Origin of the sequence: Candidatus Enterococcus ikei, from assembly GCF_017316105.1 — a bacterium.
In the GTDB taxonomy this organism is placed as follows: domain Bacteria; phylum Bacillota; class Bacilli; order Lactobacillales; family Enterococcaceae; genus Enterococcus_L; species Enterococcus_L ikei.
Map to the genome: position 1 here is coordinate 169,035 of NZ_JAFLWD010000009.1, position 25,116 is coordinate 194,150.

Annotated in this window: 19 protein-coding genes; 16 read left to right on the forward strand and 3 right to left on the reverse strand. The window is 34.6% G+C overall.

What is annotated here, in order from left to right; all coding sequences use genetic code 11:
- Positions 1 to 126 precede the first annotated feature (126 nt).
- Entirely contained in the window at positions 127 to 924 is a 798-nt protein-coding gene (locus JZO69_RS04835; protein WP_207111757.1) for a MurR/RpiR family transcriptional regulator, read from the forward strand.
- Positions 925 to 939: 15 nt separating this feature from the next.
- On the forward strand, positions 940 to 2,220 hold the full coding sequence (locus tag JZO69_RS04840; protein ID WP_207111758.1) for a glycoside hydrolase family 125 protein: 1,281 nt from the start codon (positions 940 to 942) through the stop codon (positions 2,218 to 2,220).
- A 121-nt stretch (positions 2,221 to 2,341) separates the two neighbouring features.
- Here the strand turns inward: JZO69_RS04840 and JZO69_RS04845 are convergent, their stop codons facing one another.
- The 3 genes from JZO69_RS04845 to JZO69_RS04855 all read right to left on the reverse strand — a co-directional run bounded on the left by JZO69_RS04845 (position 2,342) and on the right by JZO69_RS04855 (position 5,283).
- Positions 2,342 to 2,776: a universal stress protein gene (locus JZO69_RS04845; protein WP_207111759.1), complete on the reverse strand. Its 435-nt coding sequence runs from the start codon at positions 2,774 to 2,776 to the stop codon at positions 2,342 to 2,344.
- Positions 2,777 to 2,913: 137 nt separating this feature from the next.
- Positions 2,914 to 4,200: a murein hydrolase activator EnvC family protein gene (locus JZO69_RS04850; RefSeq protein ID WP_207111760.1), complete on the reverse strand. Its 1,287-nt coding sequence runs from the start codon at positions 4,198 to 4,200 to the stop codon at positions 2,914 to 2,916.
- A 264-nt stretch (positions 4,201 to 4,464) separates the two neighbouring features.
- The gene (locus tag JZO69_RS04855) at positions 4,465 to 5,283 is read right to left on the reverse strand and encodes a helix-turn-helix domain-containing protein (RefSeq protein ID WP_207111761.1); all 819 of its coding nucleotides are present in this window, start codon (positions 5,281 to 5,283) and stop codon (positions 4,465 to 4,467) included.
- Between the two features lie 320 nt (positions 5,284 to 5,603).
- Here JZO69_RS04855 and JZO69_RS04860 point away from each other — a divergent pair, with 320 nt between their 5' ends.
- From JZO69_RS04860 to clpB, 14 genes are all read left to right on the forward strand, one after another.
- Positions 5,604 to 6,167 carry a hypothetical protein gene (locus JZO69_RS04860; protein WP_207111762.1) on the forward strand — a complete coding sequence of 188 codons (564 nt, stop codon included), beginning with the start codon at positions 5,604 to 5,606 and terminating at the stop codon, positions 6,165 to 6,167.
- A gap of 179 nt (positions 6,168 to 6,346) precedes the next feature.
- Positions 6,347 to 8,416, forward strand: a complete 2,070-nt coding sequence (locus tag JZO69_RS04865) for a heavy metal translocating P-type ATPase (RefSeq protein ID WP_207111763.1) — start codon at positions 6,347 to 6,349, stop codon at positions 8,414 to 8,416.
- Between the two features lie 132 nt (positions 8,417 to 8,548).
- A complete protein-coding gene (locus JZO69_RS04870; protein ID WP_207111764.1) occupies positions 8,549 to 10,018 on the forward strand; it encodes an AcpB/EbpR/MafR family transcriptional regulator in 1,470 nt (489 codons plus the stop codon).
- Positions 10,019 to 10,082: 64 nt separating this feature from the next.
- Complete coding sequence (locus JZO69_RS04875) at positions 10,083 to 10,994, forward strand: aldo/keto reductase (protein WP_207111765.1); 912 nt, start codon at positions 10,083 to 10,085, stop codon at positions 10,992 to 10,994.
- Between the two features lie 326 nt (positions 10,995 to 11,320).
- Positions 11,321 to 13,966 (forward strand): DNA polymerase I, encoded by a 2,646-nt coding sequence (polA, locus tag JZO69_RS04880; protein ID WP_207111766.1) that lies wholly within the window; start codon positions 11,321 to 11,323, stop codon positions 13,964 to 13,966.
- Between the two features lie 112 nt (positions 13,967 to 14,078).
- A complete protein-coding gene (gene mutM / locus JZO69_RS04885; protein WP_207111767.1) occupies positions 14,079 to 14,915 on the forward strand; it encodes a DNA-formamidopyrimidine glycosylase in 837 nt (278 codons plus the stop codon).
- 3 nt (positions 14,916 to 14,918) lie between these two features.
- Complete coding sequence (coaE, locus tag JZO69_RS04890) at positions 14,919 to 15,524, forward strand: dephospho-CoA kinase (RefSeq protein ID WP_207111768.1); 606 nt, start codon at positions 14,919 to 14,921, stop codon at positions 15,522 to 15,524.
- Between the two features lie 230 nt (positions 15,525 to 15,754).
- Positions 15,755 to 16,999 carry a nucleotide sugar dehydrogenase gene (locus JZO69_RS04895; protein WP_242586548.1) on the forward strand — a complete coding sequence of 415 codons (1,245 nt, stop codon included), beginning with the start codon at positions 15,755 to 15,757 and terminating at the stop codon, positions 16,997 to 16,999.
- A 119-nt stretch (positions 17,000 to 17,118) separates the two neighbouring features.
- Positions 17,119 to 18,279 carry a glycosyltransferase gene (locus JZO69_RS04900; RefSeq protein WP_207111857.1) on the forward strand — a complete coding sequence of 387 codons (1,161 nt, stop codon included), beginning with the start codon at positions 17,119 to 17,121 and terminating at the stop codon, positions 18,277 to 18,279.
- Between the two features lie 202 nt (positions 18,280 to 18,481).
- Entirely contained in the window at positions 18,482 to 18,967 is a 486-nt protein-coding gene (nrdR, locus tag JZO69_RS04905) for a transcriptional regulator NrdR (RefSeq protein ID WP_207111769.1), read from the forward strand.
- A 12-nt stretch (positions 18,968 to 18,979) separates the two neighbouring features.
- Positions 18,980 to 20,383, forward strand: coding sequence for a replication initiation and membrane attachment family protein (locus JZO69_RS04910; RefSeq protein ID WP_207111770.1), 1,404 nt, complete (start codon positions 18,980 to 18,982; stop codon positions 20,381 to 20,383).
- A 2-nt stretch (positions 20,384 to 20,385) separates the two neighbouring features.
- Entirely contained in the window at positions 20,386 to 21,315 is a 930-nt protein-coding gene (gene dnaI, locus JZO69_RS04915; protein ID WP_207111771.1) for a primosomal protein DnaI, read from the forward strand.
- A gap of 122 nt (positions 21,316 to 21,437) precedes the next feature.
- Positions 21,438 to 21,908: a hypothetical protein gene (locus JZO69_RS04920; protein WP_207111772.1), complete on the forward strand. Its 471-nt coding sequence runs from the start codon at positions 21,438 to 21,440 to the stop codon at positions 21,906 to 21,908.
- 489 nt (positions 21,909 to 22,397) lie between these two features.
- Positions 22,398 to 25,001: an ATP-dependent chaperone ClpB gene (gene clpB, locus JZO69_RS04925; protein WP_207111773.1), complete on the forward strand. Its 2,604-nt coding sequence runs from the start codon at positions 22,398 to 22,400 to the stop codon at positions 24,999 to 25,001.
- The last annotated feature ends 115 nt before the right edge of the window (positions 25,002 to 25,116 follow it).

A 25,116-nucleotide genomic window follows, 5' to 3' on the forward strand; every position in this document is an offset into this window, starting at 1 on the left:
ACAAGAGATAAGTGCGTTGGATAAACGGTGGGAGCAGAAGCAATTCCTTCTTATTTCTCGGGATTAAACCCTTCTGTCCCATCCTCCTCTTGTTTTTGTTGAAGTAAAGGAAGGAGAGAGGCAAGTATGGAAAGCTATATTGAATTAATCATTCAGGCAAATGAAAAGAAGTTTACTGACGTAGAACGAGTAATTGCTCAGTATTTTCTTGATGGTAATAAAGAATTAGGAATTCAAGAGTTAGCTAAAAAACTTAGTGTTTCTAATTCTTCAATTACACGTTTTTGTAAAAAAATCGGTTTAGCAAATTACAAAGAATTAATCTATTTATATAAATATTCAAGTAAAGGATCAAAGAAACAGTCAGATTCAAGTATTAGTTATGTAAATTTGAACTACTCACTGCTTCTAAACGACATTATGGAAAAGCTGGACAAAGCTGAAGTGAAAAAAGCAGCCTTAATGATCGATGCTGGTCGGATCATTCATTATTGGGGAACAGGTTACAATGCATTTTGCGGAGAGGATTTTGAATTTAAATTTTCTCGACTTGGAAAGGTTGTCAACGTAATCAAGGATGAACATTCGATTGTAATGATGGCTCATGGTGTTCAACAAGGTGACTTGGTTGTTGTTTCTTCGATTTCTGGCGATAACGAAGCCATACATGAAGCTGTAAAAATCGTTTCTGAAAAAAATGCAAATGTGATAGTGATAACAGCTAACGAGAAAAGTCCACATAAAGAGTTTGCTGAAAGCTTCTGTCTGACTAGCTCAATGGGGAAAAAAGATATGGGCGGCATATCTCCTCAGATACCAGTATTAACAGTAATCGATATTTTGTATACTGAAATTTTGACAATGTATCATAAAGATACGATAAAATCTTGGATCAAATCAGAAGTAATTTTAAAAGGGAAATAGAAAGGGTTAACATCCATGACAGAAAAATATTCAAAATTAGTCATTGAAAATATAAAAAAATTAGTATATGAAAAATCCAGCAATCAAAGATGGAGTGAAGTTTTCTCAAACTGTTTTGATAATACGCTAGAAACAACTGTAAAAATAACAGAATTAGGAGATACCTTTGTGATAACTGGTGATATTCCGGCGATGTGGTTACGAGATTCATCTGCTCAAATCAAACCATATTTAGCTGTTGTGAATCAAGATCCACGGATTAAACAGCTTATCTGTGGATTAGTTGATCGCCAAATAAAATGTATTTTACTTGATCCATACGCAAATGCATTTAACGAAACAGCAAACAGTCATTGTTATCATCAAGATCTAACCGAAATGAATAGCTGGATCTGGGAACGAAAATATGAAGTAGATTCTTTATGTTATCCAATAGAACTGGCTTATTTATTATGGAAAAAAACAGGTGAGACAAGTCATTTTACAAATGCGTTTAAACAAGCAGCCAAATTGATTATCGAGGTTTTTAAGACTGAACAACGGCATGAACATTCTCTTTATCGTTTTGAACGTTTTGGTGAAAGACCAGAAGATACACTAAGCAATGATGGGGTAGGAGAACCGTGTGGATTTACGGGGATGACTTGGTCTGGGTTTCGTCCAAGTGATGACAGTTGTACCTATAATTACCTAATTCCAGCAAATATGTTCGCTGTGGTTATTTTAAGATATCTTGAAGAGATTTTTAAAACGATATATAAGGACAATGCACTGGCAGAAAAATCTAAACTCTTGAGCATTGAAATCGATCAAGGAATTTGTGAATGGGGCATCGTTGAGCATCAAGGGAAAAAAGTGTATGCATATGAAGTGGACGGTTTAGGAAATTATCTATTGATGGATGATGCCAATGTTCCTAGTTTACTAGCAGCGCCATATTTAGGCTATTGCTCGATCGATGATGAAATTTACCAAAATACAAGAAAGCTTCTTTTATCAGATCAGAATCCTTATTATTACAAGGGAACTTATTTGAGGGGCATCGGAAGCGAGCATACGCCGAAAAACTATGTTTGGCCGATTGCTTTATGCATACAAGGATTAACAGCAGATAATCAGGATGAAAAAGTTGAACTTCTCAATACATTAGTACAAACAGATGCAGGTACAAATCATATGCATGAAGGAATCAATGTTAATGATCCAAAAAGCTATACACGCGAATGGTTTTCATGGGCGAATATGATGTTTTGTGAATTACTGTTAGATTATTTGGAAATAAGAAAATTGGAATAGAGCATATGAGAAAATCTCAGCATATTTTTTAGGGTATTTTATGTTCAATCATTGTATTACTTTAAAAACCGTCCTCAAAAAGTTGAAACTTTGAGGACGGTTTATTTATTGAGGGAAGTAATTATTTCACTACGAGTACATTACAAGGCGCATATTGGACAACATAACTCGTGGTTGTTCCAAGTTGATTGGACTGGATCATTCCTTTACCAGTGGCACCAAGAACAATCAAATCGATCGATTGGTTAGCCGGTATGACCGTAGAAATCATTTCTTTAGGGTTGCCGATCTCAACGATCGGTATCACATTATCCAATCCTTGTTGAGTAGCATAATAAATATTTTTTAACAGCTCTTTTTCAATGGCTTCTTTTTCTTCTGCTAACACTTTTGAGTAAGCATATGAGCTATGACTGATTGCATTCTCGTCAACAACAGATAATAAGTATAAGGTAGCATTCTTTTCTTTTGCAATAGCGACTCCATGTTGTAAAGCTAACTCAGCATTTTTCGACCCGTCAACAGCAACTAGAATATTTGAATAGTTATTGATCATTTCAATCAGCACCTTTCTTTATCTACCTTTATTATACCATGTTCATTCATAGAGGTTAAACGAATTGATGGGAAATAAATAGTGCTATCAAAAAAGATAGGAATTAAGAAAGATACTGAATTCCTATCGCTGTTTTTTTATAAACCAAGGAATGGTGCTGGATTAACAAACCCGCTCCACAATCCCGTTGAAATACTAAAGTGTAAGTGAACGCCTGTAGAATTTCCTGTTGTTCCCATACCGCCTAAGTTTTGTCCAGCACTAACAGATTGTCCAGCTGAAACACTTAAGCTACTCATGTGTAAATAATAGGAATAATAGCCATTATCGTGCTTGATTACAACGTGATTTCCAGCCATGCCACTGTAATTTGCGCTAACAACTTCACCAGATCTTGAAGCCATGATTGGTGTGCCACTTGCGCCTCCAAAATCGATCCCGTCATGGAACGAACCAGAAATACCAGTAGGATCTTCACGGCCACCGAATCCACTTGTGATGTTCATTCCTGCAACAGGTGCTGACCAACCGCCAGAAGAAACAGGGGGAGTAGGTGTTTGTTGCGTATTTTCATCACTATTGGTGTCAGGAACAGTTGTTGTTTGTTCTTTTTCTGTTGTTTTGGTAGGAGCAGAAGCTGTTTCGGTTTCTTTTATTTTTGCCGCCAGTTCTTGCGCTTGTTTTTCTGCTAATGCTTTTGCTTCAGCTTCTTTTTTCTTTTCTTCAGCAATCGCCTTTAATTGCGCTTGCTTTCTTTTTTCAGCTTCTTCTTTTTGTTTTATAAATTTGTCTTTTTCAGCTTTTTCAGTTGCAAGAGTAGCAGCGATTTCGTTGATTTTAACATTTTGCTCAAGTTTTGCTTCTGCTAAAGCGGCTTCTTTCTCTTCAAGCTCTTCGGTTTTGTTTTCAAGTGTTTTTAATGTTTCTGTTAAGGAAACTTTTAACTTATCGAGTTCTTTTTTGTCATCTTTTTGAGCAGTTAAAATATCATTATTTGCAGTAACGAGAGTATTAACAGCTAAAGCTTTTGTAATGGCATCAGAAATCGATTCGGCGCTTAGTAAAACCGCCAACATTGATTCTTGCTCATGATTTGTTTGAGTAACTCTAGCTTGTGCTTGTAGTTGCTCGTTTCTTTTTTTGATTTTAGTTTCCAAGTTAGAAATGTCGGTATTTAGTTGATTCATTTCTTTTTCATGTTTTTGTTTTTCAGAAAGTACAGTTTGGTATTCTGTTTCTATTGTTGTGATTTGAGTTTCTAAAGTTGTCAGATAATCTTTGGCGTCTTTTTCATTTTTTATGATTTCGTCTATTTTCTTTGTTTGATTGTCTATTTTTTGATCGATATTTTCTGCAGATACGCTGATGGGTGCTGCATGTAACAATAAAATAAATGAAAGTGTGATTAGTAGTTTTTTCTTCAAGTGATGTTCCTCGCTTTTTATTAATCATTTTTAATGATCGATGATTTATGGTGAAAATCACCGTTTATACCTGTTAATAACACAAGATAAAGTATACCATAGTCCTCAAAGAATAATCCTGTCATAAACGTAATAGTAATAGAAAACGCTGAATTTTAAAATCTGGCAATAAAGGCTTCATCTAATTGTAATAAATGACACTTACTATTAATAAGAAACTATATTTGTAATAATGACTAGAAAAATTTTTATACCAAAAAATTGTTACTCTTTATTATATTCTGAATAAAAGTCATCTAGTAAACGAACCAAGTTATTTTTAGCTTGGGCATATTGTTCCTTTACAACTTTTTCCGGTAACGGTTTTCCTTTATTAGGTTGTTTAATCAAATCAGTGTATTCGACTATTTTTGAAGTGGCTCTATTTTTATACGAAATATCGTTCGTTACGATTTCTGAAAGTATTGCAAAAATTGGTGGAAGCGATGGAAAATGTTTGTTTTTTTCGGTACGTTTTAGTAAATCAAATGTTTGAAATAACACAGTAGCATGAGTTTCCTTTTCATTGGAATCATATAATAATTCTTCGATCATAGGGAGAAAATCAGTTCTGTAACGGTCATTTTGTTCGATTCTGTAAGTTGTTGAGTCTTCGGAAATAAGCACGTTATTTTCGCTAGATAGTGCCATTTGATAACTTGTTTCAAATAAATCAGGAAATAACTCGTTTGCTGTAGTTAAGATGTTTAAATCTTGAGTGTAAGTGAATTTACGTTTTTTTAACTCTTGAAGTAATTGTTGAAACTGATCATCAGTAAGGTTTTTTCTTAAGTTTGCCTCAGATAATAAGCGTGCAACATATTCTTCAAATTCTCCATAACGAATCCAATCAGCAGTTGTATTGCCGAGAATAGCGAGTTTTTCTAAGCGGTCTGGTTTGGGCAGATTATTTCCTTTTTCCCAATTATTTACTGTACTGGCACTGGAATTGCCAACTAGTTTTGAAAAAAGTGCCATTGAATATTTGTGCTGCTGCCGGATTTCTTTAATTCTTTTTCCAGCTGAGATTAAATCTATTTCCAAAATATTACCTCCTAAAAACTCTTTCTTCTACTATATCACTTTTCCAGTAAAACGTGTACCGTTTTTTTTTCATTTTATTCTTGTATTATCTTCTTTTGAATGATATAGTTTTTATACCGAAATATATTCAATTGTTTGGTTTTTTTCTTTGGAAATAAGAATACAGGTTGTTTTGGGACAATAATCATGCGTTTGATTTCCACTTTTATATTTTTAATATATATTGACTTATAAGTTAAGTATAATTTGGTTTTCTTAGTGGTTGTTGTTGTAAATAGAAAATACCGAAAAATATCCATTATCAAAAAGGAGTGCATCAGATGAAAAAAATAGCTAGAGTTGAGGAGCAAAAAAACCAGGTTTTATATCAATTTTTAGAAAAGTTGAACAAACAGATTCCTAACCATGAAAACAAACAAAAAAATGAGGAGAGCTGTGTTCAGCAGTACAAATTATTAGTAAACATGTCGTTTAGTGCAAATATCTTATATAAGGGGTTGGATTATGCTAGTCACGTCTATAATCATATTGCTAAAATTGAATACACACGCCTTTGTAAAATAATTATCAAACAAAATTTTGATAAAGATATTACGGAAGACATGCTGAAAAAATTAAAAAAAGCTCAAAATGAATTGTTTCTCCATTCACCTGTGACTAAAAAGTCCGAAGGTATTGACATTTTTTATGGATTTACAGGTGGTAATCGAAAAAAATATAAAGCAAACCGTAAAGCAATTAAACAAATGTATGTTGAAATAAAACAAGAATCTGAGAAAAATATGCGTAGATATTTGAAAGACTCTTGTATTAGAAGGTATAAAAAAATCAAAGAAAAAAAAGCGTATGTGTTTTGGGTATTAAAAAGTTACACATGGCATTGAAGTAGCTTCTTGTTATTAAGATACGCATAAATTATTTGTATATGTGAAAAAAGAGATTTTATTTTTGCCTAAAGATAGGTTGTGCTATGCTTTTGATGTGGTAGTCATTTCTTATGTATGGATCGTTCAAAAATAATTAGTAGACAAAAGAATACTAAATAAAGAAAGAAGGAATTAGAATGAATAATGATGAAGATAAGCCAGAATATCCATCACTCAAAGCAGGTAATAATGATCATGATCAAATGGCTGGTCATGATCACAAACAAATGTCTGGTATGGATCATTCCATGCATATGGGGAATTTTAAACAAAAATTTTGGCTTTCTCTTTTTTTAGCGGTACCAATTATTTTTCTTTCACCTATGATGGGTGTTGATTTGCCATTTCAATTTACTTTTCCAGGCTCGGATTGGCTGGTATTGATTTTAGCTTCTATTTTATTCTTTTATGGTGGAGATCCTTTTTTAAAAGGAGCTAAGACTGAGCTTGCTAAAAAACAACCAGCGATGATGACCTTGATTGCGTTGGGTATTTCAGTCTCATTTTTTTACAGTTTATATGCATTTATCATGAATAAATTGATGCCAGAAAATCATGTGATGGATTTTTTCTGGGAGCTGGCAACGTTGATCGTTATTATGTTGTTAGGACATTGGATTGAAATGAATGCCATCTCGAATGCAAGTGATGCTTTGCAAAAAATGGCTGAGCTTTTACCCGATAAAGTCAAAAGATTGAGCAAAGATGGTAGTGAAGAAGAGGTAGCTTTACAACAAGTGAAAAAAGAGGATCATTTAATCGTTCGTGCAGGAGATAAGATTCCTGCTGATGGTGTGATTCTTAAAGGGACAACTTCAGTGGATGAATCGATGGTTACAGGTGAATCAAAAGCGATTACTAAAAATGAGAATGATAAAGTGATTGGCGGTTCGGTCAATGGCAGCGGAACGATTGAAATAACAGTGACCGGTACGGGAGAAACTGGCTATCTATCAAAAGTCATGGACATGGTGAAAAAAGCGCAGTCTGAAAAATCATCATTGGAATCAATGTCTGATCGAGTTGCGAAATGGTTATTTTATGTGGCGCTTGGTGCAGGACTATTAGCCTTTATTGTTTGGTTGATCATAACAAAAGACTTGAGTAGTGCATTTGAACGAATGGTCACAGTCTTTATTATTGCTTGTCCTCATGCATTGGGTTTGGCAATTCCTTTAGTCGTCGCTCGTTCTACTTCAATTGCGGCCAAGCATGGCTTATTACTGAAAAATCGTAATGCCTTGGAAGAAGGGAATGATATTCAATTTGTTATGCTGGACAAAACAGGGACACTGACTGAAGGGAAATTTACAGTAACAGGAATTGAAATGCTTACCTCCAACAAAACGATAGACGAAGCATTAAAAGTTATTGGTGCCTTGGAAAACAATGCCAATCATCCTTTAGCAATTGGTATTATGAATTATTTAAAAGAGAAACATATTTCTCCATATAAAGTAGAAAATCTACAAAGTATTTCAGGTATCGGGCTCATCGGGAAAGTCAATAGAGAAACGGTTAAGATCGTCAACGAGAAAGAAGTGACGCGTTTAAAATTTTCATTTGATCCATCGATAAAAGAAAGATATCAAGAACAAGGGAACACTTTGAGTTACTTAATCGTTAATAATGAGCTAGTTGCTATGATTGCTTTAGGTGATATAGTGAAGCCAGAAGCGAAACAATTTATTATTGATTTAAAAAACCAAGGAATCATTCCTGTAATGTTGACGGGTGATAATAAAGTAGCGGCAGAATCAGTCGCACATTATTTAGGAATTGATGAATTTCATGGAGAGTTATTACCTGAAGATAAAGAAAATATCGTTCAATCCTATATCGCTGAAAGCAAAAAAGTTATGATGGTTGGCGATGGAATCAATGATGCACCTAGTTTAGTCAGAGCAACAATCGGTGTTGCGATTGGTGCTGGCACAGACGTTGCTATTGATTCAGCGGATGTGGTTCTAACGGATAGCGATCCAAAAGATATTTTACGATTCCTAGATTTATCTAAACAAACACGACGCAAAATGATTCAAAATCTTTGGTGGGGAGCGGGCTACAATATCATTGCCATCCCTCTTGCAGCAGGTATTTTAGCTCCTTGGGGAATTTTACTAAATCCAGCTTTTGGAGCAATTTTGATGTCTTTGAGTACTGTAATCGTTGCAGCCAATGCTATGACATTACGCATCCACAATTAAAAAAACGAAAAGTAATGAATATGGCGTATCTTTTTTATGCATAGTCATTACTTTTTTTTATATCTATTTTTAAGTAACAAGCTAAAAATTGACTGATATAATGAGTGTTCATTTTTTAAAGTGGAGGTTACCATGGAATACAAAGAACTTTTTGATTTTGAATCAAGTCGATTGCTTGAACTTTTTAAATTGTTGAAATCAGCTGACAACAATATGTCATTAAAGAAACTTTCAAGTGAATTAGGAATCAATCCAAAAACGATTTTAAGGTATATGAAAAAATTGCAAAAACGGTTTGAAGATTATCAGTTAGCTGATCGAATAATGATTTGCAGTCGACCAAGCAATCAATTCTATTTAAAAAGGACCAACGATTTATATTTGGAACTTTTTCTAGTTCGATATTTACGAGATTTACCTGAAGTTATTTTTCTGAAAAAAATTATTGAAGAAGGAAAACTTGAGACAAAACAACTGGCTGATAACTTGTTAATTAGTGAATCTAGTTTAAGACGACGATTAAAAAGGATCAACGAATATTTAAAAAAATTCGATATTTCTCTAACACGTGGAACATATCAATTGGATGGTGAGGAAGAGCAGATTCGCGAATTAATCCTACATTTTTATTGGTTTGTGTATCAAGGAACGGAAAATGACTTTTTATTGCAAGAAAAGGAGACGGGCCAACAACTTACAGATCAACTAATTCTTTATTTTCAAATGCAAATTAATGAATTACAAAAAGAGTCCATTTTTAGAATGGTACAAATAGCGATTTGGCGATATCGAAGAGGTAGAAGAATGAGGATAAAGATGGAGTGGACGCAATATATCAAAAATAGTGCCATTTTTTCTAAGTTTATTGAGACTGTTGTAATCTATGAAGACTCTATAAATTTAGAGGAATTATCCTATCTCTATTTAATTGTTCAGGCACGTTTTTTGCCATATTTTGGTTCAAGTATGCAAGCCTATCTTATCGAGGAGCATTTTATAAAGAAAACGACTTCCTATACGAGCACCTTGGTGACGACAACTAAATTAAGGCAAGAGTTTTGGGAGAAGAAAATCAGTCATTCAAAAGAAACCGTTGTAGCATTTTTAGGATTTCATTTGTACTATGAATTGATTTCAAATTTTTCATTTGAGCGAAACCAAGCTGTTACAATTCTGCAAGATAATTTTCCAAATTTTATGGGCAAACTCGATGATTGTATAGCTGTATTAAGCAAAGAAAGAGCGAGCTATCAACGAATACCGAAAGATGCTATTTTATATCGCTACTTTATGATTTTAAGCACGCTTATTTCACCAACGTATAATGAGAAAAAAATCTTTATTTGTTTAATGACAGACTTTTCACTTGAAAAAGAAAGAGAGCTTGGTGAAAGGATAGCCAAGTTTTTCGACAAGAAGTTTAATCTTGCAGTTGTTTATGCTCGAACAACAAAATCCATTTTATATGCGGATATAATTATTACTACAGTTGTTCATCAAGCGTTAGATCAAAAGTATACCCAACCAGTTCTGCTTATTGAGCCCAATTTTTCTGACAAAATATTCTTCAAGATTGAGAAAATATTAAAAAGAATCAGATAATGAAGCCCTTTCATTTAAATGTGTTAGAATAAAATAGTGAATACAATTTTAGGAGGTTTTTTTATTGAAGAAGATTCAATTTGGAACAAGTGATTTACAAGCAGCATCTGTTATTCTTGGATGTATGAGAATGAATGGAGCTGAGAATCCTGCAGAAGTTATTGAAACAGCTTATGATCACGGAATTGATTTTTTTGATCATGCAGACATTTATGGCGGTGGTGAGTGTGAAACAATCTTCGGTAACGCGTTAAAAGAAACATCGATCAAAAGAGAAGACATTATTATCCAGACAAAATGTGGGATTCGCAAAGGAATGTTTGATTTTTCAAAAGAGCATATCGTATCATCTGTTGAAGGAAGTTTAAAACGATTAGGTGTGGATTATGTAGATGCGCTCTTGCTTCATCGACCAGATACATTAGTTGAACCAGAAGAAGTAGCGGCAGCTTTTGATCAACTGGAATCACAAGGAAAAGTGAAATATTTTGGCGTTAGTAATCAAAAGCCAATGCAAATCGAGTTGTTGAAAAAAACAATCAAACAACCACTAGTAGCAAATCAATTGCAATTTGGTATCAAACATACTGGAATGATTGACCAAGGTATCCATGTGAATATGACAGATGAACCAAGCATTGATCATGATGGCAGCATTTTAGATTATTCACGCTTGAACGAAATGACGATCCAAGCATGGTCACCTTATCAATATGGTTTTTTTGAAGGTGTGTTTATCGGTAACGAAAAATTCCCTGAATTAAATGAAACTCTGGATAGAATAGCTGAGAGCCATAATTGCACGTCAACAGGATTAGCGACTGCATGGATTTTAAGACATCCAGCAAATATGCAAGTAATTGCTGGGACAATGAATATCAATCGAATCAAAGAAATCTCTAAAGCAGCTGATATTGTTTTGAGTAGAGAAGAATGGTATGAAATTTATCGTGCGGCAGGTAATATATTACCTTGATTTACTAATCAATTGCACTAGAATTGCATTTGGCTAATTGAAAACTTAAATATGTTTGATTAAAAAAAGTTACATTTTAGAAATTTTTCATTCATAAAATATTCACAATTCCATTGTAATATAAAGACATAGAAAAAAGACAAAGCTACAATCTATTAATTTCATTTGTGTGAACTCCTAATGAACCCGCTCTGAGTGTGCAGAGCGGGTTTTCCTTTTGCTAAAAACGTATTTTTGCGAACTTTAGTTCCTTCCTACTGCAAAGTTTGCGGATTTTTGTTAAAATGGATAGGAAACCAGTTTGCGGAAGATGAGGGGAAAAAAGAATGACAAAAAATAAGTTATTATTAGTTGATGGGAACAGTGTGGCATTCCGAGCGTTTTTTGCTTTACACAATTCTTTAGAGCGCTTTAAAAATAAAAATGGGTTACATACGAATGCAGTTTATGCATTTAACAATATGTTTGAAAATATCATGACAAAGGAAAATCCAACCCATGTTTTAGTGGCTTTTGATGCTGGCAAGACCACCTTTAGAACTGAATTTTACCCAGAATACAAAGCGGGGCGTTCAAAAACGCCTGGCGAATTCAAAGAACAGATGCCTTATATTCGTGAATTGTTAACTGGTTTAGGTGTAAAGTACTATGAATTAGATAATTATGAAGCGGATGATATTATCGGGACACTTGCGACTAAAGTTCCTAAAGACCAATTTGATGTTGTTGTGTTGTCTGGAGACCGAGATTTAACACAATTAGCAACTGAGTCAGTAAAAGTCGATATTACGATCAAAGGTGTTAGTGATCTAGAATCATATACCCCAGAACATGTCGCTGAAAAATACGATGGATTAACACCAAATCAAATCATTGATATGAAAGGTCTAGCTGGAGATACGTCAGATAATATTCCAGGTGTAACTAAAATTGGCGAAAAGACTGCCATTAAGTTGTTGAAAGAATACGGTTCTGTTGAAGGTGTTTATGAAAACATCGACAAAATGAAGCAAAGCAAAATGAAAGAGAATCTGATCAACGATAAAGAACAAGCGTTTATGTCTAAGCGTTTAGCAACGATCAATGTTGATTCTCCAGTTGAAATCAATATCGATGAACTAAAATATGAAGGAAAAGACTTAGAAAAATTGATCCCTTTCTATAAAGAAATGGAATTCAAGCAAATGCTGAGCAAATTAAATGTTGAAGAAGAGACAGTTAAGCTAGATGATGTTCATTTTGATGTAGTAGATACATTCACGAAGGAAATGTTTACGGATGATATGGCCTTGTACGTTGAAATGTTGGAAGACAATTACCATACAGCTCCGATTGTAGGCGTTGCATGGGGAACAAAGAAAAAAATATATGCGACCAATAGTTTGGAACTGTTTGAAAGCCAACCTTTTATTGACTGGTTGATGTCAGATAAATATAAGAAAACTGTTTATGACGCCAAACGTACTTACGTCTCGCTTAATCGTTATGTTGGGAAAACCCAAGGAATCACTTTCGATGTATTATTAGCAGCATACTTATTAGATACCAATGATAATAATGCAGATATTGAAGGCGTAGCACAACATTATGGCTACACAGATATCCACTCTGATGAGACTGTTTATGGTAAAGGGGCCAAAAAAGGATTGCCAGAAGATGATGAAGCATTTTTCAGTCACTTGGCTCGGAAAATCAATGCAATTCATTTTCTTTCTGAAAAATTAGATACAGAATTAGCTGAAAAGAACCAAGCTGATCTATTTTATAAAATGGAACTGCCTCTTTCTAAAATCTTAGGAGATATGGAAATTACTGGAATTCGTGTAGATGCCAATCGCTTGAAAGAAATGCGCATCGAATTTTCAGATCGTCTGCGTGACATTGAACAAAAAATCTATGCGGAAGCTGGAGAAGAGTTTAATTTAAATTCGCCAAAACAATTAGGTGTGATTTTATTTGAGAAAATGGGCTTGCCTGTCGTTAAAAAAACGAAGACAGGTTACTCAACGGCAGTAGATGTATTAGAGCAATTGAAAGAACAAGCACCGATTGTGGAAGATATTTTAGTGTACCGTCAAATCGCCAAGATTCAATCAACCTATGTTGAAGGCTTATTAAAAGTCATTCAGCCAGATGATAAAATCCATACGCGCTATGTTCAAACGTTAACACAAACTGGTCGGTTAAGCTCTATTGATCCTAACTTGCAAAATATTCCAATCCGCTTAGATGAAGGACGGAAAATCCGACAAGCATTTGTTCCTAGAGAAAAGAATTGGCTAATTTTTTCATCAGATTATTCTCAAATTGAATTGCGTGTACTTGCTCACATTTCAGATGATCAGCATTTAAAAGAAGCTTTTATTGAAGGACAGGATATTCACTCAAGTACAGCCATGCGTGTATTTGGTATTGAAAAACCAGAAGATGTTACACCTAATATGCGTCGTCAAGCAAAAGCTGTAAACTTTGGGATTGTTTATGGAATCAGCGATTATGGTTTGTCTCAGAACCTTGGAATCACGAGAAAACAGGCTCAAGAATATATTGATACTTACTTTGAAAAATATCCAGGTGTTAAAAAATATATGGAAGATATCGTACGTGATGCGAAGGACAAAGGCTTTGTTGAAACGCTTTATAATCGCCGTCGTTACTTACCAGATATCAATTCACGCAATTTCAATTTACGATCATTTGCAGAGCGGACGGCGATTAATACGCCGATTCAAGGAAGTGCTGCAGATATTTTGAAAATTGCGATGATCAATATGGCTCAACGCTTGAAAGAAGAGAATATGCAGGCGACAATGTTGCTTCAAGTTCATGATGAGCTTGTTTTTGAAGCGCCAGAATCGGAATTAGATAAACTGAATGCGTTAGTTAAAGATGTTATGGAAAATGCTGTTGCTTTACATGTGCCATTGATTACTGATAGTAGTTGGGGCAAAACTTGGTATGAAGCAAAATAGTTAGACAAATATTCGAAAGAGACTGATTTAAAAAGTGAGGTTGGGCTGTGACTCGTAGAGTTATATCCCAACCTCATTTAAGCAATCTTTTTTTAGCGAAGGAGTGAGGAAGTTGCCTGAATTACCAGAAGTAGAAACAGTCAGAAAAGGCTTAGAAAAATTAGTTGTCGGGAAAACAATCGAAGAAGTTGAGGTCTTATGGCCTAGAATCATTGAAGCACCAGAATCAGAAATTTTTGCTCTACAGTTAGTTGGTCAAACCATAAAAAAAATGGAACGACGTGGAAAATTTTTGATTTTTAAATTGACTGATTATGATATGATTTCCCATTTAAGAATGGAAGGCAAGTATGAAATACATGATCCAGAAGATGAGAGAACTAAACATACACATGTCATTTTTACGTTTACTGACGGGAGTGAACTGCGCTATCTAGATGTTCGTAAGTTTGGTCGGATGGTTTTAGTAGAAAAAGATCAAGGGCAAAATTATAAAGGGATTTTAGCATTAGGACCAGAACCACTTCCTTCTGAATTTAAATTACCTGAATTTCGTAACGGACTAAAAAAGCATCATAAAGCGATCAAACCGTTGTTATTAGATCAACGTTTAGTAACAGGTCTAGGTAATATTTATGTAGATGAAGCGTTATGGGAAGCGAAAATTCATCCAGAACAGCCAGCTGATACTTTAAAACCTAAGGAAGTCGAAGCACTATATTATGCCATTATTGACGTCTTAGGACGAGCCGTTGAAGCAGGCGGAACAACGATTCGTAGTTATCTAAATGCTTTAGGAGAGGCGGGAACTTTCCAAATTTCGCTAAATGTCTATGGGCAAACAGAAAAACCTTGTCCTAGATGTGCTACATCGATTAAGAAAATCAAGGTGGCTCAGCGTGGTACTCATTTTTGTCCTAAGTGTCAAACCTTGAAAGCGAGGAATTGATTCATGGGAATGGTATTAGGTTTAACCGGAGGGATTGCTACAGGGAAAAGTACTGTTGTCGCTGTATTTAAAAGTTTAGGATTTCCAATTGTCGATGCAGATATCATTGCTAGAGAAGTCGTTGAACCTGGCACTCCAGGCTTGGCCGAACTCATTTCAGCTTTTGGGTCAGATATTTTAAATGTGGATGGTTCGTTGAATAGAAAACAATTAGGACAACTCATTTTCTCAAACGAAGAGAAGAGACAATTACTCAATAAAACACTATCTCCATTTATAAAAAAAGCGATTTTAAAAGAAATTGAAGATAAAAAAGATAAGGCATCTTTAGTGATAGTGGACATACCGTTACTTTATGAAGGTGGTTATGACAAATTCGTTGATCAAGTAGCAGTTGTTTATATTCCAGAAAAAGTCCAGTTACTTCGTTTAATGAAACGTGATAATCTGGACGAAAAAGCAGCTTTGGATCGAATTGAAAGTCAAATGTCAATTGAGGAAAAGAAAAAATTAGCAGACATTGTGTTTGATAACCAGGGGAACTTCCAAGAAACAGAGAAAATAGTGAAAAAATGGGTTTTTGAAAATATTTTTTATATAAATAACTAAGATTATTTATGTTTGTTTCGTTATAATTTTAGTGATTAAAATTTAATAGTATATATAAGGTGAGATGTAGAACATATCTTCGCCTTTTTTGTTTATTTCGGCTGTTTTAATTTTCTGTTTTTATATCATTTTTTATTTATATATTTATTTTAAAATAACAATATTTTTTATAGATACATAGACAGAGACGTGTCTTTATGTTATCTTTTGGTCACAAAGGATAACGAAAGATGGCGATGGAAATGGGAAAAAATGTTGTTGTAATTGGTTTAGGTTATGTTGGCTTACCAAGTGTGATTAATCATATGGAGAATGGTCACAAAGTTGTTGGATTTGATATTGATGAAAAGAAAATCAATCTATTAAATCAAGGAATTAGTTACATTGATACTGTGGAAGATAAAACAATTGAAGAATTATTGAAAAATGGCGTTTCATTTACGTCAGATGAGCAAATGATTAAAGGAAAAGATGTATACATTATCGATGTGCCAACGCCAATCGATAAAAACAAAGTGCCAAATTTAGGTTACATTAAAGCTGCTGTTGATTTAATCAAAGAAAAAGTAAAAAAAGGATCATTGGTCGTGCTGGAAAGTACTACTTATCCTGGAACGACAGAGGAGTATCTTGTTGAGGTCTTTTCAAAACTAGGTTATCAGGTTGGGAGCGATTTATATATCGCTTATTCACCAGAAAGGATTGATCCAGGTAATGAGCAATCTTTCAGTGCAAAAATTCCAAGAATCGTTGGAGGATTTTCAGAGAATTGTTTAATAAAAGCCTGTGAATTTTTTGGTTCTCATGTCTATCCTGCATCTAACTTGAAAACGGCGGAATTAGCTAAAATATACGAAAATACATTTCGCTTAGTCAATATTGCGTTAGCGGATGAACTGCAAAAAATTTCGGATAATCTATCTATTGAAGTGAGTGAAGTGCTAAAAGCAGCCGATACGAAACCTTTTGGCTTTATGAAATTCACGCCTAATCTTGGTATTGGTGGTCACTGCATTCCAGTTGATCCTTACTACTTAACCTGGCTGATGGAATCCCGAGGAATAGAGACACCTTTGATTCAAACAGCAGGTAAAATCAATGATTCAATGCTAGATTATTATTTAAATAAAATTATTGCTTATGCCGAAAAAAAGAGTGATAAAAGCCTAGATGAAATGAACATTGCGATTTTAGGGATAACGTATAAGAAAAACGTTGCAGACACTAGAATGTCTTCAGTTATTTCTTTGATAAAAAAATTAGAAGAATTGAATACAAATATTGTGTCCTTTGATGATGTAATTGTCTCAAATGTTACTTTAAACGAAAATAGTGTAATGAGTTTAGAAGGGGATTATTGTCAGTTGAAAGATTTTGATTTAGTCATTTATGCAGTTGGGCATAATATTTACGAGAAGAATAAGGCGGAACTTGTCGAAAATAGTCAATTGTTTTACGATTTGACTTTGGTATAAAGATGATTAGATTAAAAATTTATGGAGAAAAGCTAATTTACATCGTGTTGTTTTTGTTTTTCCTCTATTTAATTTATTTACTGAGAATAAACACATCTAACAGTAACTATCAGTTAGTAATGGTTTTGTATTCTGTTAATTTTGTTTATTTAGTGACAAAATTAAGTTTAGCGTTAATGTATACTCCTAGTATAAGACAGGTGAAGAATTTTAAAGTTTCAGTTATTATTCCTAGTTTTAATGAAGATGAACAATCTGTTGTAAAGGCAGTTATGACCTTGTTGAAACAAACATATCCAATTCACGAAATTATCTTTATTGATGATGGTAGCGATAGTGAAGAAGCCTATTTAGCTGTTAAAAATCTGAAAATAGATGAACTGGATGGTGTTCATTTTGCCAATAAAAATGTGAAATTGACTAGCTTACGTTTAGACAAAAACAGTGGGAAAAAGAAAGCACAGGAAGTTGGTTTTATACAAGCCACAGGTGATTTATTTCTTTTAGTTGATTCAGATGGAGAGATTACTGAAAATACATTAGAGGAAATGATTCGACCATTTAGCAATGCAAAAGTTGGATCTGTTGTTGGGAAAATCGAAGTTCGAAATTTAACGGATAGTTTTTGGACTAGATTACAAGACATCATATATTCCAATTCATTTCAAATTGGTCGCGCGTCACAATCTAAAACAGGAAATGTAATTGTTTGCTCAGGAGCTTTAAGCATGCATCGCGCTAATTTTGTAAAACGAAATATGAGAACCTTTAGAAAGGAAACCTTTTTGGGAATTCCGTGTTCTGCAGGAGATGATCGTTTATTAACGGACATTTCCTTAGAACGACGGTATAAAACGGTGTATCAATCAACGGCCGTTTGTTATACAGATGTGCCGAATACACTAAGAAAGTTTTTTAAACAGCAAGTACGTTGGACAAAATCAGCATTGATCATGACCTTATTTTCGTTTAGATACTGCTTTATCCGACCGCTTTCCATGGTTTGGCAAGTACTAGAAACGTATTTGTGGTTATATAATTTTATAGTGACTATCACGTTACTTTGGCAACACAAGCTTGGTCTAGGTGTTGAAGTAACTTCTGTAGCGGTGATCTATTTTATCTTAGTAGGGTATTTATCAAACATTTTTTATACGAAGAGAAGTTTAAAAAATTATTTAATTACATTTGTCTATTCATTTGTTTATTCGGTTTTATTATTAGGAATTCGATTCTATTCCTTGTTGACGATCTTTAAAACAGGGTGGTCAACTCGTTAAAAGTAAAAGAGGGAAGGTGCGTTAGTATCTTTCTTCTTTTTATTATTTATATGTTTCTAACTAGTCTAGTTTATCAAATTAAATGCTAAATAAATTCTTTAGGAAGTCATCTCAGATGGATGGTTTCTTAGGCATTTCATGTTATAATAATAGGTAGTAAACTAAAAAAATAGATATTACAAGATAAAACGAGGTGAACACTATGCGTTGTCCAAGATGTCATCATAATAATTCTCGGGTAATCGATAGCCGTCAAGCGGATGATGGTCGCGCGATTCGTCGTCGGAGAGAATGTGAAAATTGCAATTACCGTTTTACTACTTTTGAACGGATCGAAGCGGCACCTTTGCTTGTTATCAAGAAAAATGGTGACCGAGAAGAATTTAATAGAGAGAAAGTTTTACGCGGATTGATCCGCTCTGCTGAGAAACGTCCAGTTTCTATGGAACAGATGGAACAAATCGTCGATAATGTTGAAAATCGTGTCCGTAGTCTAGGTGAAAATGAAGTTTCGACAACCTTAGTTGGAGAATACGTGATGGAAGATTTAGTTAATTTGGATGAAATTGCTTATATTCGATTTGCTAGTGTCTATCGTCAATTTAAAGATATGAGTGTGTTCCTAAAAGAACTTCAAGGAATCGTAGATAAAGCAAAATCTCCAAACAATGATACAACCAATGAATAAGGAGGTCTTTTCTTGAAAGACAATTGGAGAGAAGTCCATCCTAAAAGTATTTTTCAAGCAGCAATTGCTTACCCCTTATCGGATCAAGAACAAACGATTTTGACCCTTTTATATCAGCCAATTATTGGTGCACAAGCGTTTAGTCTGTATTTAACACTTTTATCAGAAGTTGAAGGAACTGGCGTTAGTGAGTCACTTTTTCACGCTGATTTGATTACGATGATGGATATGAGTACGAAACAAATTGAAGCAGCGCGAAAGAAATTAGAGGGTATTGGTTTATTATCTACCTTTGCAAAAAACGATTCTGAGCTAGGTGTGCATTTCTTATATCGATTGAATCATCCTGAAACAGCTGAACGTTTTTTTAAAGATGAAGTATTGTCATTGACACTACTGAATAGTGTCGGTCAAAGGAAGCTAGATAAATTATTCGATCATTTTAAACCAAAAATTTTGAATTTAACAGGTTTTGAAGAAGTTTCAGTTGGATTTAAAGATGCTTATTTATTCAAAGAAGAGCAAGTTGTTTCTCAAAGTAAACAGTTAAGCCAAATGGAGCAAGCTTTCCAAGAACCAAGACCTGCGCAAAAATTAAGTGCAGTCAATGAAAGTTTCGATTGGTCGTACTTTGTTCAAGGCATAGAGAAGTTGGGAATCAAACTTCCAGATAATAGTGATGGATTTAAAGAAGAAGTATTTGTTTTTCATAATTTATTTGGAATTACTGAGCTGGATATGATTGATTTTTGCTCAAAGTCTTTTGATTATTATACGAGCAAGATCGATGTCAAAGACTTTGAGCGGACAGTCTATAGAACCTACGATCCTAATAAAAAACAAAAGCAAAGTGACGTTCAACAAAATAATGAAGTGGAGCTATCTTCTGAGGATCAGCAAACCTATCGCTATAATTCATTAAAAATGAATGGTTTTTCGATCCAAGATATCCAAATGATTATGGATAGTGAGAAAAATTTTCCGTTAAATTATTTAGAAGCGTTGAAAAATGAACGAGGCGGTTATACGACACCGCAGGAGCGTTCTTTAGTTAAATACTTAGTCAGTAAGTCAGGATTGCCAAACAGCGTAATCAATGTTTTGGTTAATTATGTGTATAATATTCAAAAACAACCAACGCTAAAGGCCGATTATGTGAATCGAATAGCCAATGAATGGGCGCAAAACGGCATTTTTTCGCCAGAAAAAGCAATTGAGCATGTACGAGAAATTGCCAAAAAAAGTAAAGAACAGAGTCGAACAAGACAACGTTACGGTCAAAATAATCGTCCGATTCGCCAAGAGACGTTGCCGGATTGGGTGAATAATCCGATTGAAGAAAAGAAACTTTCGCCAGAAAGACAGGCTGAATTGGAAAGAGAACTTCAGGAATTATTAAATGAAGAAGGTGATTAATAATGGAAGATGTAGGAAAAGAAATGTCAAAAATCATTCAAAAAAGAGATATGAACGAGCGATATAATGAACTAGTTGAAGTTGTTATGAAAGATACAGATGTTCAAAAATTTATTGAAGATAATCGTGATCGATTAACCGATGAAGACATCCGAAAAAGCTATTCAAAATTATATGAATTTGTTCAAGAAAAAAGAAAATATCAATTGAATGATCCAAACATGATCGCACCTGGTTATGAACCAAAATTAGCTTTAAACTTCCATTATATTGATGTCACCTATGTTCCGACTGAAGCTTTGATCGCTAAACAGCGTGAGGATGAAATTCGTAAACGTGTTAAAGCAATGGACATGCCAAAAGATGTACGTGAAGCTCGTTTAAATAAATTTGACTTAAGCTCTGATGGACGTGAAGAGGCGTTTGCTAGTGCAATGAAATTTATTAAAGAATACTCTCAAAAACCGAAAGAATTCCATAAAGGTCTTTATCTGAAAGGAACCTTTGGCGTTGGTAAATCTTTCTTGTTGGGAGCTATTGCTAATAACTTAGCAGAACGCGGATTTGTGACAACAATTGTTCATTTTCCGACTTTCACCGTCGAAATGAAGCAGGCTATTGCTAAAGATTTAGTTGGTGAAAAGCTAGATGCTGTTAAAAAATCGCCAGTGTTGATGATTGATGATTTAGGTGCTGAGTCGATGACCTCATGGATTCGTGATGATGTGTTAAGTGTGATTTTACAATATCGTATGCAAGAACAACTGGTGACGTTCTTTTCATCAAATCTTGACATGAAAGAGTTAGAGAAGCATTTATCTGTGACTCAACGAGGGGAACAAGAACCACTAAAAGCTCGCCGAATTATGGAACGTATTCGCTATTTAGCAAAAGAAATCACTATGTCTGGAAATGATCGAAGAAATGGTTAAGCTGTCTAAATACTAGGCAGTTTTTTAAATTATCCATACGATCAACGTTGCAATAGTATAATTGGACGAGGTTTGTTTATATAACTTATAATAAAGTGTAAGAATTGGAGGAGGGCATATTTATGAAAAAAGTTGTGATAACGCTATTAACGATTTTTACAGTCATTTCTTTAGGAGCCTGTACAGAAAATAAAAAAGAGTCATCAAAAGGAAGTGCGGAAACGTCAATGAGTAGCAAAAAAGATCAAACCAATGAAACGACCTCAAACAATGAAAATAAGCAAAAAGAAACATCGATTTTTACAGCAATTTTAGCTGAAGATGCTAAAAAAAATGAGACAGTTGATCAATCAACTCGTTTGGTTTTGAACCAAGTTGAAGCTGTTGAAGATCCTGAGGAAATAGTTGGAATGATGAAAAATGATGGTGTTATTTTGAATGTTTCAAATGAACAATTGGCGGATGGAATCACTGAGGCAGATTTGAAAACAGGAGATAAAATTCAATTTACTTTGGTTGGATTACCTGCAATGACTATGTCGATTCCACCTCAAGTAGCTGGAAATTCAGTAATAAAAGTTGAAAAAATATAAAAAATTTCGGTGTTCTAACTAGGTAGATTCATTACCTGGATAAAAAACGGAGAGGAATATTCCTCTCCGTTTTTTAGTGTTAAAGCGTTAATAATATTTGCGAAAAAAAATATAAGTTGTATCATGAAAATAGTTAGAGTTTCTTGGTCAAAAAGAAGTGGTTTTTGTTTGACCTTTACTGACCAACGGGGTATAATTGCTTTATAAGGTCAAAGTTAATCAGACTTTAGTCCTTGAAAAAATAATACAAAAGACCTACTGTCTTTTTGAAAAATTAACGATACTATTTATATAGTAGAGAGCTATGGGCTAGAATTTTTCAGTCGAAGCTGGAGCCCACTACGCTTTTAACATTATCTAGCTAAGCGGGCTAGCTTCTCGGAAAAAAGATAAATTATGTCTGAGGCAAAAAGCACCTCATTCATATTTCCTGTTTTTCAGTCGAAGCTTGACGAGCCCACTACGCTTTTAAATTTAGGAGGTATTTCTATGAACATCGAGAAAATGACAACGACATTACAAGAGTCAATTGCAGAGGCGCAACAGGTAGCCGTTACTCGTCATCATCAGGAAATCGATATTGCTCATTTATGGAAGATTTTTTTGCAGCCGAATCATTTTGGTCGTAATTTTTATACAGATGCAGGGGTTGATGTCGAAGCTTTTGAACGTGAAATCGATAAGGCAATCGACGAATATCCAAGTATTCAAGGAAGCAATATTCAATATGGTCAAAGCATGAGCCAAAATCTGTTTAACTTATTAGGTGAAGCAGACAAGCTTAGAGAATCATTTCAAGATGAGTTTCTAGCAACTGAAATTGTGATTTTAGCGTTGATGAAATTGAAAAATTATCGATTAACTAAATATTTAACAAGTCAGAGAATCACCGAAAAAGAACTACGTAAAAACATTGAAGACATGAGAGGGGGAGATCGTGTGACTTCTCAAAATCAGGAAGAACAATATAAAGCATTAGAAAAATATGGGGTAGACTTAGTCCAACAAGTAAAAAGTGGTAATCAAGATCCAATCATTGGACGTGATGAGGAGATTCGTGATGTTGTTCGAATTCTATCTCGTAAAACAAAAAATAATCCTGTGCTAATCGGTGAACCAGGTGTGGGTAAAACTGCTATCGTCGAAGGTTTAGCACAACGAATCGTTCGTAAAGATGTACCTGAAAACTTAAAAGACAAAACAATCTTTTCATTAGATATGGGTGCATTGATCGCTGGAGCTAAATTCCGTGGTGAATTTGAAGAACGTCTAAAAGCAGTTCTAAAAGAAGTGAAGAAAAGTGAAGGCCGTATCATCCTATTTATTGATGAAATTCACAATATCGTTGGTGCAGGGAAAACCGAAGGCAGTATGGATGCCGGTAACTTATTAAAACCCATGTTGGCTCGTGGTGAATTACACTTAATTGGTGCTACTACCTTAGATGAATATCGCCAATATATGGAAAAGGATAAAGCATTAGAACGTCGCTTCCAAAAAGTTTTAGTAAAAGAACCAACTGTTGAAGATACGATCAGTATATTACGTGGTTTAAAAGAACGTTTTGAAATTCATCACAGCGTTAATATCCATGATAATGCGTTAGTCGCTGCTGCAACTTTATCAGATCGTTACATCACAGATCGTTTCTTACCGGATAAAGCCATCGATTTAGTCGACGAAGCGAGTGCGACGATTCGTGTTGAAATGAATTCAATGCCGACAGAACTTGACCAAGTAACACGTCGTTTGATGCAATTAGAGATCGAAGAAGCAGCATTGAAAAAAGAATCGGATGATGCGAGCAAAAAACGCTTGAATGCATTACAAGAAGAATTAGCAGATCTTCGCGAAGAAGCCAATGCCATGAAGATGCAATGGGAAACGGAAAAAGAAGAAGTCAATGCTGTCAGCAATAAACGTGGAGAAATCGACAAAGCAAAACATGAATTAGAAGATGCTGAAAACAATTATGATCTAGAAAGAGCAGCTGTTCTTCGTCATGGTACGATTCCACAATTAGAAGAAGAATTAAAAGAACTTGAAGCTAAAAATGCGAAAGACAATGTCCGCATGGTCCAAGAGGCTGTGACTGAAAACGAAATTGCGCAAGTGGTTGGCCGTTTAACTGGTATTCCTGTAACGAAACTAGTTGAAGGCGAACGTGAAAAATTAATGAAATTGAACGAAACTCTTCATAAACGTGTCATTGGTCAAGATGAAGCGGTAGATGCTGTAAGTGATGCCGTGATTCGTTCGCGTGCTGGTTTGCAGGATCCCAACCGCCCATTAGGTTCCTTCTTATTCTTAGGACCAACAGGTGTAGGTAAGACAGAACTTGCTAAAGCGTTAGCGGAAGATCTTTTTGATTCAGAAAATCACATGGTTCGGATTGATATGAGTGAGTATATGGAAAAACACAGTGTGTCTCGTTTAGTTGGAGCACCTCCAGGCTACATTGGTTATGAGGAAGGTGGTCAATTAACAGAAGCGGTTCGCCGTAACCCATATACGATCGTTTTATTAGATGAAATTGAAAAGGCACATCCAGATGTGTTCAACATTTTACTCCAAGTATTAGATGATGGCCGCTTGACTGACTCTAAAGGACGAGTAGTCGATTTTAAAAACACTGTCTTGATCATGACAAGCAATATCGGTTCTCAATTATTGCTTGAAGGTGTAACGCCTGAAGGCACGATTCCAGAAGAAGTAGAAGAGCAAGTAATGACGATTTTACGAGGTAATTTCAAACCAGAATTCTTAAACAGAATTGATGATACGATTTTGTTCACACCACTAAGCTTAGATAATGTCAAAGGCATCATTGGTAAAATGACCGCTCAATTAGCGAAACGTTTAGAACATCAAGAAATTGAATTAGTAATTTCTGATGAGGCCAAAACGTGGATTGCAGAAAGTGGTTATGATCCAGCTTACGGAGCACGTCCATTGAAACGTTTCATTACAAAGGAAGTAGAAACACCATTAGCAAAAGAAATTGTTTCAGGACGAGTATTACCAAAAACAAAAGTAACCATCAGTTTGTTGAATGATCAATTAGTCTTTGAAAATGAACCGATAGAAGAATAAGATCATATTGGGGTAGTCTTTTAGGAGACTATCTCATTTTTTTATAAGCGTTAAAAATTGATTTTAAAATCGATATTGTGTAGAATCTAACTATTATAGTAACAAGTTAAAAGAG